Source organism: Streptomyces sp. NBC_00873, assembly GCF_045207415.1.
Lineage (GTDB): Bacteria > Actinomycetota > Actinomycetes > Streptomycetales > Streptomycetaceae > Streptomyces.
In genome coordinates this window covers 3,646,736-3,660,535 of sequence record NZ_CP108803.1, presented here as the reverse complement: position 1 = coordinate 3,660,535, position 13,800 = coordinate 3,646,736, and the positions used below count along the sequence as shown (strand labels likewise).

16 protein-coding genes and 1 pseudogene are annotated in these 13,800 nt (G+C 69.3%); 7 read left to right on the top strand and 10 right to left on the bottom strand.

What is annotated here, in order from left to right; translation table 11 throughout:
* Positions 1-10: 10 nt before the first annotated feature.
* The gene (locus OH809_RS16460) at positions 11-301 is read left to right on the top strand and encodes a hypothetical protein (RefSeq protein ID WP_406421675.1); all 291 of its coding nucleotides are present in this window, start codon (positions 11-13) and stop codon (positions 299-301) included.
* A gap of 632 nt (positions 302-933) precedes the next feature.
* Here the strand turns inward: OH809_RS16460 and OH809_RS16455 are convergent.
* Complete coding sequence (locus OH809_RS16455) at positions 934-1,737, bottom strand: helix-turn-helix domain-containing protein (protein ID WP_406515290.1); 804 nt, start codon at positions 1,735-1,737, stop codon at positions 934-936.
* A 120-nt stretch (positions 1,738-1,857) separates the two neighbouring features.
* On the opposite strand from OH809_RS16455, the gene OH809_RS16450 reads away from it, so the two are divergent.
* The 5 genes from OH809_RS16450 to OH809_RS16430 all read left to right on the top strand — a co-directional run bounded on the left by OH809_RS16450 (position 1,858) and on the right by OH809_RS16430 (position 5,176).
* Entirely contained in the window at positions 1,858-2,280 is a 423-nt protein-coding gene (locus OH809_RS16450) for a hypothetical protein (RefSeq protein ID WP_406515289.1), read from the top strand.
* 5 nt (positions 2,281-2,285) lie between these two features.
* Entirely contained in the window at positions 2,286-3,317 is a 1,032-nt protein-coding gene (locus tag OH809_RS16445) for an NAD(P)-dependent alcohol dehydrogenase (protein ID WP_406515288.1), read from the top strand.
* A gap of 91 nt (positions 3,318-3,408) precedes the next feature.
* Complete coding sequence (locus OH809_RS16440) at positions 3,409-4,323, top strand: IS982 family transposase (protein WP_406421679.1); 915 nt, start codon at positions 3,409-3,411, stop codon at positions 4,321-4,323.
* 83 nt (positions 4,324-4,406) lie between these two features.
* Positions 4,407-4,712 carry a type I restriction-modification system subunit M N-terminal domain-containing protein gene (locus OH809_RS16435; protein ID WP_406421680.1) on the top strand — a complete coding sequence of 102 codons (306 nt, stop codon included), beginning with the start codon at positions 4,407-4,409 and terminating at the stop codon, positions 4,710-4,712.
* The gene (locus OH809_RS16430) at positions 4,694-5,176 is read left to right on the top strand and encodes a GNAT family N-acetyltransferase (protein ID WP_406421681.1); all 483 of its coding nucleotides are present in this window, start codon (positions 4,694-4,696) and stop codon (positions 5,174-5,176) included. The genes OH809_RS16435 and OH809_RS16430 overlap by 19 nt, the downstream gene beginning before the upstream one ends.
* A 141-nt stretch (positions 5,177-5,317) precedes the next feature.
* Here the strand turns inward: OH809_RS16430 and OH809_RS16425 are convergent.
* From OH809_RS16425 to OH809_RS16405, 5 genes and pseudogenes are all read right to left on the bottom strand, one after another.
* Positions 5,318-5,626, bottom strand: a pseudogene (locus OH809_RS16425) (transposase); the annotation flags it as partial.
* A 235-nt stretch (positions 5,627-5,861) separates the two neighbouring features.
* Complete coding sequence (msrA, locus tag OH809_RS16420) at positions 5,862-6,575, bottom strand: peptide-methionine (S)-S-oxide reductase MsrA (RefSeq protein WP_406421682.1); 714 nt, start codon at positions 6,573-6,575, stop codon at positions 5,862-5,864.
* Positions 6,576-6,662: 87 nt separating this feature from the next.
* Positions 6,663-7,799: a hypothetical protein gene (locus tag OH809_RS16415; protein WP_406421683.1), complete on the bottom strand. Its 1,137-nt coding sequence runs from the start codon at positions 7,797-7,799 to the stop codon at positions 6,663-6,665.
* A 37-nt stretch (positions 7,800-7,836) separates the two neighbouring features.
* Positions 7,837-9,426, bottom strand: a complete 1,590-nt coding sequence (locus OH809_RS16410) for a M48 family metallopeptidase (RefSeq protein ID WP_406421684.1) — start codon at positions 9,424-9,426, stop codon at positions 7,837-7,839.
* 198 nt (positions 9,427-9,624) lie between these two features.
* Positions 9,625-10,728 (bottom strand): hypothetical protein, encoded by a 1,104-nt coding sequence (locus OH809_RS16405; RefSeq protein ID WP_406421685.1) that lies wholly within the window; start codon positions 10,726-10,728, stop codon positions 9,625-9,627.
* A 67-nt stretch (positions 10,729-10,795) separates the two neighbouring features.
* Here OH809_RS16405 and OH809_RS16400 point away from each other — a divergent pair, with 67 nt between their 5' ends.
* Positions 10,796-11,941 carry a cystathionine gamma-synthase gene (locus tag OH809_RS16400; protein ID WP_406421686.1) on the top strand — a complete coding sequence of 382 codons (1,146 nt, stop codon included), beginning with the start codon at positions 10,796-10,798 and terminating at the stop codon, positions 11,939-11,941.
* A 213-nt stretch (positions 11,942-12,154) separates the two neighbouring features.
* Here the strand turns inward: OH809_RS16400 and OH809_RS16395 are convergent, their stop codons facing one another.
* The 4 genes from OH809_RS16395 to OH809_RS16380 all read right to left on the bottom strand — a co-directional run bounded on the left by OH809_RS16395 (position 12,155) and on the right by OH809_RS16380 (position 13,735).
* Positions 12,155-12,346: a DUF1059 domain-containing protein gene (locus OH809_RS16395; protein ID WP_406421687.1), complete on the bottom strand. Its 192-nt coding sequence runs from the start codon at positions 12,344-12,346 to the stop codon at positions 12,155-12,157.
* A gap of 63 nt (positions 12,347-12,409) precedes the next feature.
* Positions 12,410-12,661, bottom strand: a complete 252-nt coding sequence (locus tag OH809_RS16390; RefSeq protein ID WP_406421688.1) for a hypothetical protein — start codon at positions 12,659-12,661, stop codon at positions 12,410-12,412.
* Positions 12,658-13,152, bottom strand: a complete 495-nt coding sequence (locus OH809_RS16385) for a sigma factor-like helix-turn-helix DNA-binding protein (RefSeq protein ID WP_406421689.1) — start codon at positions 13,150-13,152, stop codon at positions 12,658-12,660. Before OH809_RS16385 ends, OH809_RS16390 begins: the two co-directional genes overlap by 4 nt.
* 61 nt (positions 13,153-13,213) lie before the next feature.
* Positions 13,214-13,735, bottom strand: coding sequence for a MarR family transcriptional regulator (locus OH809_RS16380; protein ID WP_037688506.1), 522 nt, complete (start codon positions 13,733-13,735; stop codon positions 13,214-13,216).
* Between the last annotated feature and the right edge of the window lie 65 nt (positions 13,736-13,800).

Sequence of the window (13,800 nt, the reverse complement as noted above, 5' to 3'; positions counted from 1 at the left end):
ACTTGAGAGAATGGACGGCATCGGGGACAACGCATTCGACTCCCACGACCTGGACCCCGACGCGGCCTTGTGGGTACGCGGCGCCGATTACCTGGCCGGTTGGCGAGACGCAACCCAGGCAGCGACAGAACTCAGCAACGCGCTGACAGCGGTAGGTATAGAAACAACGGGGAGCAAGCTACGCGCCACGGCCAGTGCGGACGGCTCGGCGCTGGTTAAACTCGAACTCTCAGCAGCCACCGTGCGGGAGATCGCTACGATCACCCGGAGGGCTGGTGCCCAGGAGCGCAAGGCCGGCTGAGCGTGAGCAGATACGAGCCCACTCGCTCTGGACGGGTGCTTAGAAGGCGCCTGCCTTTAGCCGGCGCAATCCCTGGCGTGAGCTGGCAGTTGCTCCACGGTGACAGCTACTCATTACCAACTTCGACACGCATTCGACTGCGGCGGCCAGCGCGCATCCTCTTCACTGAGTGCATGGAACTAGTTGAGCCGCCAATCAGATGGACGCAGGACAAGCACCGCGCTGGTACAGAGTCCCGTCAACAGCGCTGCTCTTGGCGGGACCCTTGCCCCAACGATGCTGCCTGGCGCGTGCATGTTGCGGACAAGGGCGGCGAGAGTTGGTGGGCCGTCTGCGAGGAACATCGCGCCGCCTCTCCGGTCTTGAGCGCTATGCGCCCGGTCGAGTAGCCCACGGCTCCGGAGGCCGCTCACGCGGCGCTCGTTGCCCCTGGTCACGGTGAAAAGAGCGGGCGCTGCTTGGCAAGCCGTCCATGGTCGGCGCTACCTGCGGACGTTGGATCGGCCAGGTTCTGTCTTGCGATACCAGGCCCTAGATGATCAATTCCAAGGGGTCAGTGGTTGTATGCGGTGAGCGAGCGCATGACGGGTTGGCGCTTTGGTCGCTGCGCGGGGCTGTGCCGGGCGGATCGGTTACCGCTTGAGGAGTTCGGCCAGCATGGCGCTGGTCGCTTGGTCAGCCGGTAGGAACGCCTCAAGTCGTAGTTCGGCGATGGTGACGTCGATAGCGGTGCCGAAATGGGTGAGCGTGGTGATGAGCGTTAGCTCCCTGCCGTCGGCCGGATCGTGTGCCCGGAGGCGCAGCGGTACGGCAAAGCCGAGGTGATGCGGTGACTCGCGCGGACGTGGTGGTGCCAGGTCGGTGAGTTCGGAGGCCAGGCGTTGGAGTTGGTCGTCTGGGTTGCGCACGCTCTCGGCCTGGATGCGGTCGATGATGTGCCACGCCCACTCGTCGAGGTTGACGATGCGTGGCGCGAGGCCCTGCGGATGCAGCAACACCCGGGGAACGCTCACCGGCGGTACGAGCAGATGCGGGGCCACACCGGCGGTGAGCGCGTGGAAGGCGGCGTTGGCCGAGACGAGGTCACCGTGCCGGTCGACGACCACCGCCGGGTACGGCAGGTGGCCGTGCAGGATCCGTTCGAGGGCAGTGCGAATCGGTTCGAGCTGGGGGTCGTCCAGGCGGGTCTGCGGGTAGGCCGGTGCGAATCCGGCCTCAAGGAGGAGTTCATTGCGTTCGCGGACCGGCACCTCCAGGGATTCGGCGAGCCGGATGATCATTGATCGGCCGGGGGTCGACCGTCCGCTCTCGATGAAGCTGAGGTGCCGCTGCGTGGTTCCGGCACGCATGGCCAGTTCCAGCTGGCTGACGCGCCGCCGAGAGCGCCACTCACGCAACGCTCCGGCGAGCCCGCCTCTGGTCGATTCGCTGATCACTCCTCTTGTGTACTCGCGTGGCTGCTGATCCGCCATTCCCTGCGAGGAATTGCCGCGTGACGGCCGGCGGCTGCACGGTCGTTGCCGCACGCCGACCATTCGCAACCGAGGGGAACAGCCATGGCTGACATTGACATCCACAACCTCACCGACCGCTACATTGCCGTGTGGAACGAACCCGATGCAGAGCGACGCCGCGCCGCGATTCGCGAGCTGTGGTCCGCCGATGCGGTCCATGTGCTGCAGCCTCCCAAGGAGATCCTGCAGACCGCTGCAGGGCTGGGCTTCGATCGTCTCGTTTTGGAGGCGCGCGGGCACCACGCGTTGGAGTTCCGGGTGACGCGCGCCTACGAGGAGTTCGTCGCGCCGGGCACCTTCGTCTTCCGGTCGCGCTCCAACACCGACAGGCTCCACGATGTCGTCAAGTTCAACTGGGAGATGGCGCCCCGGGACGGTGGTGAGGTCGCCGGCGTCGGGCTGGAGATTCTCATGCTCGGCCCCGACGGCCGCATCGTCAGCGACTACCAGTTCATCGAAGGATGACCGCAATGACGGCAATACTCCCATCAACAGTGCGCAGTTACCACGTCACCACCGGCGGCGGTATCGATGGTCTGTCGCTGTGCACGCACGAGCCACGCACACCCAGGGAGGGGGAGGTCGCGGTCGCGGTCCACGCCACCTCGCTCAGCTTCCGCGAACTTCTGGTGCTACGAGGACAGTACGTGCTGCCCGTCAAACCGGGCGTCATACCGGTCTCGGACGGTGCCGGCGAGGTCGTCGCCGTTGGGCCGGATGTCCGGCGGGTGCGCCCAGGCGACCGTGTCACAGCCGCGCTGTTCCCGCGGTGGCTGGACGGCCCGCTGAAACCGGCATACCTGCCGCAACTGGGTGGCTCGCTCGACGGAATGCTGACCGAGCTGGCCATCCTCCCCAAGGACGCCCTCGTGCCCATCCCCGACCACCTCTCCTACGCCGAGGCGGCAACTCTTCCCTGCGCCGCCGTCACGGCATGGAACGCCCTGACAGGCGACGGCCGCGGAATCCAGCGCGGACAGACCGTGCTGGCCACCGGATCCGGCGGCGTATCGCTGTTCACGGTGCAGTTCGCCAAACTCCTGGGCGCGAGAGTAATCGCCACGACAAGCCGCGCGGACAAGGAACAGCGCCTTCGCGATCTTGGAGCCGACGAGGTCATCAACTACCGCGACATCCCGAACTGGCACACCGCAACCCGCGAACTCACCGCCGGACAAGGGGTCGACCGCGTCGTCGACACCGCCGGAACGCTGGAGCAGTCGCTGAAGTCAGTCGCCGTCGACGGACATATCGCCTTCGTGGGATCCGTCTCCGGCAACTGGCCACCGGTCGACCCTCGTCTGCTGTTCGGCGTCGCCGCTACGGTCCGGGCGTTGGCCGTCGGCAGTCGTGCTCAGTTCACCTCAATGAACGACGTCATCACCGCGCATCGACTCCGACCAGTCCTCGACCAGGTGTTCCCGTTCGAAGAAGCCCTGGCAGCGTACCGGTACTACGAATCGGCCAGCCCGTTCGGAAAGGTAATCATCAAGATCAGATAGCCGGCGAGCGTGCGTGGTCGGGGGAATCCCGCGCATGCTCCATCCAAGGGGTGCCTGCGGAGACGCGAACGAGGGCATCCATGATCGTTTTGTGACGAACAACCTGGACACCCTCGCGACAGCAGTTTATGTGACGACCGACGACCTGCTGAAGGCGAGGCCGGAGTTGGCACCGCGGCGGCCGGCCGTGGGGATCACGCCGCAGCTCAGCGATGCCGAACTCGTCAGTCTCGCAGTGATGCAAGCGATGCTCGGCTACACCTCCGAGGCACGGTGGCTGCGGCACGCACGGGACCACCTTCGTCACCTCTTCCCGTACCTGCCGCAGCAACCCGGCTACAACAAGCGGCTGCGCAAGTCCGCCGGCCTGCTCCGTCGGGTCACCCAGTTTCTGGCCACCAGCACCTCGATATGGACCGACGACGTATGGGTTGTGGACTCCACACCCGTGGAGTGCGGCCGCTCCCGGGAGACCGTCAAACGCTCCGACCTGGCCGGCTGGGCAGAATACGGCTACTGCGCCAGCCACAGCCGCTTCTTCTGGGGCCTGCGTCTGCACCTGGTCTGCACCCTCCAGGGCCTGCCCGTCGCCTTCGCCCTCACGGGTGCCAAAGCCGACGAACGCGAGACCCTGCTCGACCTCCTCGCCGCCAAGCCCCACCTCCTCGCCGACCGCCCCGGACAAACCCTGATCGGCGACAAGAACTACTTCGGCCGTGGCTTCGAACGCGAACTCGCAGAACAGGGAGTCCAGTTGCTGCGGCCCGCCCGCAAGGGCGAGCAGGAACGGCCCGGCACTCACCTGTTCAAACCCCTGCGCCAGATCATCGAGTCGATCAACGAAACGTTCAAGGGACAGCTCGACCTCGAACGGCATCGCGGACGCACACCCTGCGGCGTCATCGCACGCGTCATGCAACGCATACTGGCGCTGACCGCCGCAATCTGGCACAACGACGCCACCGGACAAACCGTCCTACGCTCCCTGACCGCCTACGATCACTGACCCCTTGGAATAGATCATCTAGATAGAGGCAGAGAACCAATCGTGCGAACCACTGCAGGCCGTCTACGCGGTCCGGTAGCGCCGTGATCACGGGTGAGTTGAAGCACAAGGTCGACCAGGTCCGGGATGCGTTTTGGTCAGCTGGCATCTCCAACCCCCTGGAGGTGATCGAGCAGATCAGCTACTTGTTGTTCATCCAGCGCCTGGATGAGCTGCAGAAGCGCAGGGGGCAGACGGCGGCTCGGGTAGGCCAGCCAGTCAAGAACCCGACCTACACGACTGAGACGGACTCGCTACGGTGGTCGCGGTTCACTCATGAGTCGCCGGAGGAAAGTAGCGCTGCTACAAGTGATCGGTTAAAGATGGCGGCATGGACGCGCAGCAGGTGACCTTGCGGAAAATGACGCCGGCGGAGTATCACGCGGCTACTGAGCATCGTGAAGCCGAGTCGGCTCGTGTGCTCAGCAAGTTCATGCCGGAAGAGCTCGCGCGAGAACGAGCCCGGGGCGGCACAGCCAAGTTCCTCCCTGACGGCCCCGACACGGCCGGTCATCATCTCCTGATGGCGGAGAACGGAGCAGGCGAGGTGGTGGGGAACGCGTGGATCGGTCCGAACCCGGGCCAAGCGTCGGGCACCGCTAGCACCGCGTGGCTGTACGACATCAACGTCTTCGAGCCGTTTCGACGCCGTGGATACGGATCCGCCATCCTCGCAGCCTCCGAGGAGCTCGTCGCTCGCGAGGGCAAGACAGCGCTCGCCTTGAATGTCGTCGGCGGCAACGAGGCAGCCATCGCAATGTATCGCCACAGTCGCTACGAAGTGTCGTCGATGTCCATGCGCAAGAGCCTGTAGTGGTAAGAACGGGTCGGCGAAGCCCCTCAGGTGACCAATATCTTTGCTGAACAGGGGTAGGCCCAGGTGCCGGGACAGGGTACGGCCCGGATTGTCTTCCCCTGCCGGGCAGCCCGTTGACCAGAACACCGAGTGGTCCAGCTATGCCACCGCCTCCGGTCGTTCGACGAGCTGGCCGCATTCGAACCGGGCCCCGGCACGGACCAGGGGGACCAGGTGTGCTCCGGTGATCGCGCGCCAGCGTTCCTGGGCGGACTCGACGAGCTTGAAGACCATGGCGAGGGCCGCGGCCGGGCTGCCGGCGCCGCGGGTGACCTTGGTGCGGAGCTTGACGGTGGAGAACGTGGACTCGATCGGGTTCGTGGTCCGCAGGTGGATCCAGTGCTCGGCCGGAAAGTCGTAGAACGTCAGCAACTCGTCCCGGTCCTCGGTGATCCTCGCGACCACGCGATGGGGAAGCGGCCCTCGCGAAGGGCCGGCAGGCCGATGTCCCGTGGCTACGCCTGGTAGACAGTGATAGTGGATGCCGTCCGGGCGGCACGGATCCCGCGCATACGTGCGTGCTCTTCCTGGATCTCGGGGGCCGGCTTCTCCCTGCGGATGCGGGTTGGCAGGTCCGCATTGGTGGCCTGGCGGCCACAAGCCCCCAGAGCATCAAGAGTGCGCCTGGGGACTTGCGGGACGGTTACCGACGGTCGGCGTCGGGGGCCGGAGCGATGCCCGTCGGACAGGACGTCCCCCAGTTCGTCTCGAACGGGGTACTTAGCTTGACCCCCGTCCCGCCGATCCCGCAGTAGCCGGCCGGGTTCTTGTCCAGGTACTGCTGGTGATATGCCTCGGCGGGCCACAACGTGCGGCCCTCTGCCGGGAGGATCTCCGTGGTGATCTCTCCGTGGCCGGCGGCCGTCAGGACCTTCTGGTACGCCTCGCGGGACGTGGCCACCGCCGCCTCCTGCTCGGGGGAGTGGGTGTAGATCGCCGACCGGTACTGCGTACCCACGTCGTTGCCCTGGCGGAAGCCCTGTGTCGGGTCATGGGACTCCCAGAAGACCTTCAGCAGCTCGGAGTACGTGACGATCTTCGGGTCGAAGACGACGCGGACCGCTTCCGTGTGCCCTGTCAGGCCCGAGCAGACCTCTTCGTACGCGGGGTTCTCCGTATAGCCGCCCTGGTAGCCGGCGAGCGTCGTCCAGACGCCCTCGGTCTGCCAGAACTTGCGCTCGGCACCCCAGAAACAGCCCAGCGCGAAGTCCGCGACCTCCAGGCCGTCCGGGTACGGGCCCAGCAGCGGATTGCCGAGGACCGTGTGGCGGGACGGGACGGTGAATTCGGGGGTGGGGCGGCCGCGCAGGGCCTCCTCCGGGGTGGGGAGCTGCGGGGTGCGGCGGTGCAGGAACATGCGGGGCTCCTCCGGGGTAGGGGTGTGCAGCGCGTATAACGCAGCGGGGCCGCCGCGGATTCCGGCGCCCCCGCTGCGTCGCACTGGTCAGTTCCCGCCCGCCGCCAGGACCTGTGCGGCGCTGAAGTCGCGGGCCTGGAGGTAGCGCTTCTTCGGGTCCCCGGAGTACGTCCACGGGGCACCGTCGATGTGGCCGTCGACCGCACGGAACTGCTCCACCGCTTCCTCGTACCGGTCCTGCCAGTACAGCAGCCAGGCGAGCATGTGGCGGACGCGGACGATCCGCAGGTCCCCGGGGTCGGCCTCCGCGGCGGCCGCCACATCGATCAGACAGGCATCGACCGCGGCGATCAGCTCGGGGCTCTTGTAGTACGCGTCCGGATCCACTTCCTGTTCCGCCGTCTCCTGCTCGAACGCGGCGTAGAGCGGGAGGAAGGAGAGGAGCCGGCCGGGGCTGCCCTTCGCCGCCGCCTCGCGCGCGAACCGCTCGGCCAGCTCGTGCGAGCCGCGCCACTTGCGGCACCAGTACTGGAGCGCCGAGGTGTGAGCCGCGAGGTGGTGTGCGTCGCGCTTCTCGATCTCGGCCCACAGGGCGCGGAAGTCGTCGTGCCCGTAGCCGAGGCCCAGGGCGCAGGAGATCTCGGCGATGTACGGGCACGGGTCGTCGCCCGCCAGCTCCTGGGCCTCGTGGCAGGCCACCCGGGCCTGGGCCATCATCCGGTGGAAGCCGGCGAACTGCTCCTGCGTGGTGTATTTCGCCTGCTTCGCACCGCGGATGTCCGCGGCCACGCTGATCAGCGCGCCCGCGTGCACGAGGGCGGCGCCCGCGTCCTTCGGCTGCGCGGTGCGCCAGGCCAGCAGCCAGGTGTCGTCGGCCGCGGCCTCGTCCTGGAGGACGCCGGCGCGCCGGTAGCGCTCCTGCCAGTCCCGGCCCGCGCCGGCGAGGAAGTCGGCGCCCGCCTGCCAGTTCCCGGCCCGGACAGTGGCGCGTACCTCCTCGTCGTGCGGGTCGGGGGCGGCGGCGTGTGCGGTGTCGAGGGCGTCGGCCGGGACGAAGCCGAGTTCCGCCGCGGCCCTCGCCGGGTCGGACTTCCGGCTCCGGCGTTTGCGGGGCGCCGAGGGGGCGGCGCCGGAGGCGGCTTCGGACGACGCCGTGTTCTTCCGTGCCTTCAGCCAGAAGTAGACGCCGAAGGCGATCGCCAGCAGGGGTATCAGTCGTGCCACAGGAAGTACCGGTCCATTCGGGGAAGATGCATGTCGGTCACGGGGCGAGCAGTTTGCGCAGCGGCTCCGTGTCCGGGATGTCCGCAACGGCGGCGTCCAGCGCAGCGGGGAGCTCCTGCGCGTACCCGTGCGGCAGCTCCAGCGTGGCGGAGTCGGACCAGGACAGCTGCCAGCGGGCCCGTCCCTGCCGTACGCACTCGTTGCTGACCAGCTGCGACAGGCCGGACCGCAGCCGGGGCCTGGCGAACTCGCGGGCCGCCCGGCCGGTCGCCGCGGCGGCCTCCTCGGACTTGGGCAGCCGGTCGGCGATCTGCCACAGCGCACCCGCGTCGATCGCGTCGAGCGTGGCGGAGAGCGAGCCGTCGCTGCCGGTCGCCTCGGCGACCACCGCGCCGAACCCCTGCGCCGACCGTTCGGTGTACGACGCCATCGACTCGTGCACCAGCTCCGGCCAGTCGGCACGGCGCAGCCCCAGCGCCTCGGGCGTGAGGACTGCCCCTTCGACGGCGGCGAGCGCCCGCTCGGGATCGGCGAGCAGGGCCAGGGACGGTTCCACCGGCTCCGAGGCACGCCCGTCGTCCGGCAGCGCCTCGATACGGGCGACGCGCTCCGCGATCGGCGGATGCGAGTCGTACGGGGAGGACGGCTCGGTCGGCAGGGAGCCGCGCATCTCGTCCAGCTCGTCCTGGCGGGCGGCCAGCAGATGCCGTACGCCTCCGAGGACCTGGCCGGGCAGCGGCAGCATTCCTGCCTCGACGCCGAGCGTGGCGTACGCGTTCATGTAGAAGCCGTGGGCGGCGTCGAGAGCCGGGAGCTCGCGCAGGGCGGACGCGGTCGCGTCCCGGCCCGCGATCCGGGCTGCGGCGACATCGGCTGCGAGCTCCTCGCGGCGAGCGCCGGAGAGCGTGGCGCGCATGTAGAACTTCGCGTACGCCGTGTAGATCGCCGCCATCGCGCGGTACGTGACACCGGCGCCACCGGTGTCGATCTCCTTGGCCTTCCTGCCCTTGGCGAGGGCCTTCGCCGCCTTCTTCTCCTGGCGCGCCTGCTCCTTGGCGACGGTGTTGCCCGCCCGCTCCTGGAAGTGGGCGATGGTGCGCAGCACCTGGATGCGGCCGCGGGCGGTGATCGCGGTGAGCCGGGTGTCGGAGTTGCCGTAGTGGCCCATCTCATGGGCGAGTACGGAACGCAGCTGGGCCTGGGACAGGCCGGTCATCAGGGGCAGGCCGAGATAGAGCCGGCGCCTGCCGCCGACCAGGCCGAGGAACCTGGCGTCCTCGCTGACCGCGGCGTTCACATCGCCGGTGAGCACGATCTCGTCGGGCGCGCGGGTGCCGACCTGGTGCGCGATGTCACGGACGGTGGCCCAGAGCCGGGGTTCGTGGGTGTCGTCGACCGGCAGTCCGGCCAGGCCCTCGTCCTTCGGCGTGCGCAGCATGAACATGCCCCGCACGATCGGGACGGCCAGTACGACGCTGAGGACGAACAGCTTCGCGGCGACGCTGCCCGTCGTCCACGCGAACGCCGCCCAGTCGAGGGCTCCGAGGACGGCGAGCAGGACGACGCTCAGGAGATAGAAGCCGGCGAGCAGGACAAGGGCGCGCGCGGCACGCAGAGATGGGCCCATCGGGCGATTCCCCCCACGGGAATGAGAAACGTATGGCGAACGGCAGAGTCGGGGCGGTGCGGGTTGTGGGGGGAACCGGAGTATGTCCTACCGCGGGCGGATGCGGCAACGTGGTTCGGCAACAGCCGGAGTCGGCGGTGGAACGGGGGCTGACCAGCGGTGGAACGGGGGCTGACCAGCGGTGGAACCGGCCCCGCGTCACCGCGGGAGTGTCGCCGGGCTGCCGCCGTTCGCCTCGTACCCGGCGACCGCCAGCGCCCGGTAGACCGTGTACTCGCCGGCCGGGTCGGGGTTCTGCGTCCACGGCAGCGCGCCCACGTGCCCGTCGATGTGGACGAGCTGGTGCATCGCCTCCGCCCAGCGTTCCATCCGGACCAGGAACAGCACCAGCAGATGACGGACATGGGCGAGCATCGGGTCGTCGGGGCGCGCCGCGTGCACCGCGAACAAGGCGCCCTCGACGGCCGTCGTCACCACGACGCCCCGGTAGAAGCCCTGCACCAGATTGACCTCGGGCAGATGCTCGTACACCGCGAACAGCGGCAACGCGGCCAGCAGCGAACCCTGCGGGGCGCGGGCCGCGGCGGACGTCGCGAACCGCTCGGCCTCCTCACGGGAGCCGTGCCACTTCTCGCACCAGAAGTGCAGGGCGGCGATGTGCGCGCCCATGTGCGCCGGCGCGCGGTCGATGATCTTCGCCCAGAGCTGGTCGAACTGCTCGTGGGAGTAGCCGAGTCCACGCGCGACGGCCAGTTCGACGATGTACGGGACCGGGTCGCCGGGCGCCAGCAGGGCCGCCTCGCCGCAGACCGTACGGGCCTCCTCCAGGATGATCCGGAAGTCGTCCGTCCCCGCGGAGGAGGACCGCCATGCCTGCTGGACCAGGAACTCGGCGTGCACCGCAGCCCCGCCCGCGTCCTTCGGTGACTGGGCGCGCCACGACCGCAGCCACGCACCACCGACCCCGGGCGCCTGCGTCAGCTCCAGCGAGGCGGCACCGGCGAACGCCTGCACGCGCTGCCACCGGACCTCGCCTTCCTTCGGCGTCCCCGCCAGCAACTGAGAGGCGGCGCGCCAGTCCTGGGTGCGCTGCACGACATCGAGGACATCGAGGAGGTCCTGGTCGGGGCCCGGCATCCGGATGTCCAGCTGCTCCTGGCGCACGAAGCCGTACATGTCCGGGTCGGCGGCGTCGGGGGAGCCCGGCGCGACCTGGCGGATACCGGAGCGGCGACGCAGCACGAAGGGGCCGAGGGCCGCGGTGAGCATGCACAGCGCGATCAGGAACCAGAGAATCTCCATGTGCCCATTGTCCCCGGACGGCGCAGTGGCCGTGGATCAACCCCGTGACGAACTACGCTCGGGCCCCATGAGCGACCAGCAGAGCTTCGAGACCCTCGCGATCCACGCGGGCAACACCGCCGATCCCCTCACCGGCGCCGTTGTTCCGCCCATCTATCAGGTGTCCACGTACAAGCAGGACGGCGTCGGCGGACTGCGCGGCGGCTACGAGTACAGCCGCAGCGCCAACCCGACGCGCACCGCGCTGGAGGAGAACCTCGCGGCCATCGAGGGCGGCCGCCGCGGTCTCGCCTTCGCGTCCGGGCTCGCGGCGGAGGACTGCCTGCTGCGCACGCTGCTCCACCCCGGCGCCCATGTCGTCATCCCGAACGACGCCTACGGCGGCACCTTCCGGCTCTTCGCCAAGGTCGTCAAGCGGTGGGGCGTCGACTACTCCGTCGCGGACACCTCGGACCCGGCGGCGGTCCGGGCCGCGGTCAACGACCGTACGAAGGTCATCTGGGTCGAGACGCCGTCCAACCCGCTGCTCGGCATCACCGACATCGCCGCGGTCGCGGACGTGGCGCGCACCGCGGGTGCCCGGCTGGTTGTCGACAACACCTTCGCCAGCCCTTATCTGCAGCAGCCGATCGCACTCGGCGCGGATGTCGTCGTGCACTCCCTGACCAAGTACATGGGCGGCCACTCCGACGTCGTCGGCGGTGCGTTGATCGCCGCCGACGCGGAGCTCGGTGAGGAACTGGCGTACCACCAGAACGCGATGGGCGCGGTCGCCGGACCGTTCGACTCCTGGCTGGTGCTGCGTGGCATCAAGACGCTGCCCGTCCGGATGGACCGGCACAGCGAGAACGCGGCCAAGGTCGCCGAGCTGCTGACCCGGCACCCCAAGGTCACCCAGGTCCTCTACCCGGGGCTGCCGGAGCACCCGGGACACGAGATCGCCGCCAAGCAGATGAAGGCGTTCGGCGGCATGGTCTCCTTCCGGGTCCAGGGCGGCGAGGAGGCGGCGGTCGAGGTCTGCAACCGGGCGAAGCTCTTCACGCTCGGTGAGTCGCTCGGCGGCGTCGAGTCGCTGGTGGAGCACCCGGGCCGGATGACGCACGCCTCCGTGGCCGGCTCCGCCCTGGAGGTACCGGCCGACCTGGTCCGCCTCTCCGTCGGCATCGAGTCCGCGGACGACCTGATGGCCGACCTGACGCAGGCGCTCGGCTGAGACCGGGTCGGATCGGGGAGCGGGGTCCGGTGCGTGCAGCTGCATGGCGGAGGGGGAGGCAACGCGGAGCGTTGCCGACCGACGACAACGCGGCAGATGCGCGTGCCGGGACCCGCGAGCCCGGGGTGATCCGGGGGAGAGGCCCCGGAAGGAGTCCGGCAGCAGAGGACCGGGCGGGCAGGCGCTCGTCCCGCCCGCCCGGCGTCCTGGGGGTCAGGTGTCGGCCTTCTCGTCCTCCAGCGACGCGCGGATCTGCTCCCGCAGCTCCGGGCTGTCGGCGTGCTCGTGGACGGAGACCGCGTGTTCCGTCGCGGCCCGCACCACTTCCTCCTCCTCACCGGCGATGGTGAGCGAGCAGTTCGTGACGCTCGGGTGCTTGCGACAGTCAGCGATCTTCCTGGTCATGACGGCCTCCTCGGCTCGTGCGGCATGCCGTCACATCCAGGATAAATCCGTAGGAATCCGGCTCTACGGTCCGTCCAGGGGTGGGGTCGTCTCCGTGGGCGGCACCTGCCAGGGCTCGGCGATCATCACCCACGCCGTGAACGCGACCACGCCCACGCACAGCACGAACACCACCAGCGCACGGAGTGCACGGCGCCGCCGCAGCCTCCGGCCGCCCTGCTCGGCCGCCCGCTCCGCCAGATCGGCGGGGACCTGCGGATGCGGCACGTTCAGCATCCGCCGGACCTGGTCCTCCTTCTGGTCCTGACGGCTCATGGCCCCGCCCCCAGCAGTCGTACGGGCAGCCGCCGCGCCGTGGGCCTGCGGGTGCCCCGCATCGTGGCCACCGACCGGTTGCAGAGCGACCGGACCCGGTCCACCGGAAGCCCCAGCAACGCGGCGGTCTGCTCCTCGGCGACCCCCTCGTAGAGCCGCAGCACGAGAACCAGCCGCTCCCGCGGGGTCAGCGGATCCAACAGCCCACCGCGCGGCCGATGGTGCCGCCACGCCTCATGGGCGAACCGGATGGCCAGCTCCTGCCGGGTGCGGTCGTACGGATCCTCACCGTGCAGCCCGTCCCAGGCCGCGTACGTGCGGGCCAGGGCGGCGGTCAGCAGTCGCTGCGCCCGTTCGTTCGCGCCGGGCGGCTGCGTGGGCTCGGCGGTGAGCAGGGTGGCGGTATGCAGCAGTCGGCCCGCGGCGCCCGCCACAAAGGTCTCGAACTCCTGGGCGCGCCGCCGTTGAAGTCCTGTCTGCCGCTCTCGCACACCCACATCGGAGCGCCGGGGAGGCCCCGGGTCAAGAGGTCGTGCAGGCCTGTTCCAGCCGTCAGCCGCCCGCCGGCTGCTGCTGCCGCGCAGCCAGCGCCGTGTTGAACCGGGTCAGCAGCGTGCAGAACGTCTCGCGCTCCTCCGCCGTCCATTCCCCCGTCACCTGCGACATCAGCTCCCGCCGCGACGCACGCACCTCGTCCAGCCGCGCATGTCCGCGCGGCGACAGCTGAAGCACGACCGCGCGGCCGTCCTCCGGATGCGAGGTCCGCTTGACCAGACCGGTGTCGACGAGCGGCGCGACCTGACGGGTCACGGTCGAGGAGTCGATCCCCATGCCCGCGGCCAGCGCCTTGACGCCCATCGGGCCTTCCCGGTCCAGTCGGTTCAGCAGCAGATACGCCGCCCGGTCCATGGAGTTGCGGACCTGGCCGACACCGCCGAGGCGGGTCTGCTCGGCACGGCGGGCGAAGACGGCCACCTGGTGCTGCAGAACATCGAGGAGGTGGTCGGGACCCGGGGATTCGGGGGTGGCGCCCCCGGAAGGAGACGCAGCAGTCGTCATGTCCTGAGGGGGCATGGCCGGGGGCTCTCTTCGTGCGGTGTTCGGATGGGTGGGGGACAGAGTACGCGGCGACGGGGCAA

Coding starts and splice junctions, on each gene's coding strand:
- OH809_RS16460 (WP_406421675.1), top strand. CDS start 11: ATGGACGGCATCGGGGACAACGCATTCGACTCCCACGACCTGGACCCC.
- OH809_RS16450 (WP_406515289.1), top strand. CDS start 1,858: ATGGCTGACATTGACATCCACAACCTCACCGACCGCTACATTGCCGTG.
- OH809_RS16445 (WP_406515288.1), top strand. CDS start 2,286: ATGACGGCAATACTCCCATCAACAGTGCGCAGTTACCACGTCACCACC.
- OH809_RS16430 (WP_406421681.1), top strand. CDS start 4,694: ATGGACGCGCAGCAGGTGACCTTGCGGAAAATGACGCCGGCGGAGTAT.
- msrA (WP_406421682.1), bottom strand. CDS start 6,575: ATGTTCCTGCACCGCCGCACCCCGCAGCTCCCCACCCCGGAGGAGGCC.
- OH809_RS16410 (WP_406421684.1), bottom strand. CDS start 9,426: ATGGGCCCATCTCTGCGTGCCGCGCGCGCCCTTGTCCTGCTCGCCGGC.
- OH809_RS16405 (WP_406421685.1), bottom strand. CDS start 10,728: ATGGAGATTCTCTGGTTCCTGATCGCGCTGTGCATGCTCACCGCGGCC.
- OH809_RS16400 (WP_406421686.1), top strand. CDS start 10,796: ATGAGCGACCAGCAGAGCTTCGAGACCCTCGCGATCCACGCGGGCAAC.
- OH809_RS16395 (WP_406421687.1), bottom strand. CDS start 12,346: ATGACCAGGAAGATCGCTGACTGTCGCAAGCACCCGAGCGTCACGAAC.
- OH809_RS16390 (WP_406421688.1), bottom strand. CDS start 12,661: ATGAGCCGTCAGGACCAGAAGGAGGACCAGGTCCGGCGGATGCTGAAC.
- OH809_RS16380 (WP_037688506.1), bottom strand. CDS start 13,735: ATGCCCCCTCAGGACATGACGACTGCTGCGTCTCCTTCCGGGGGCGCC.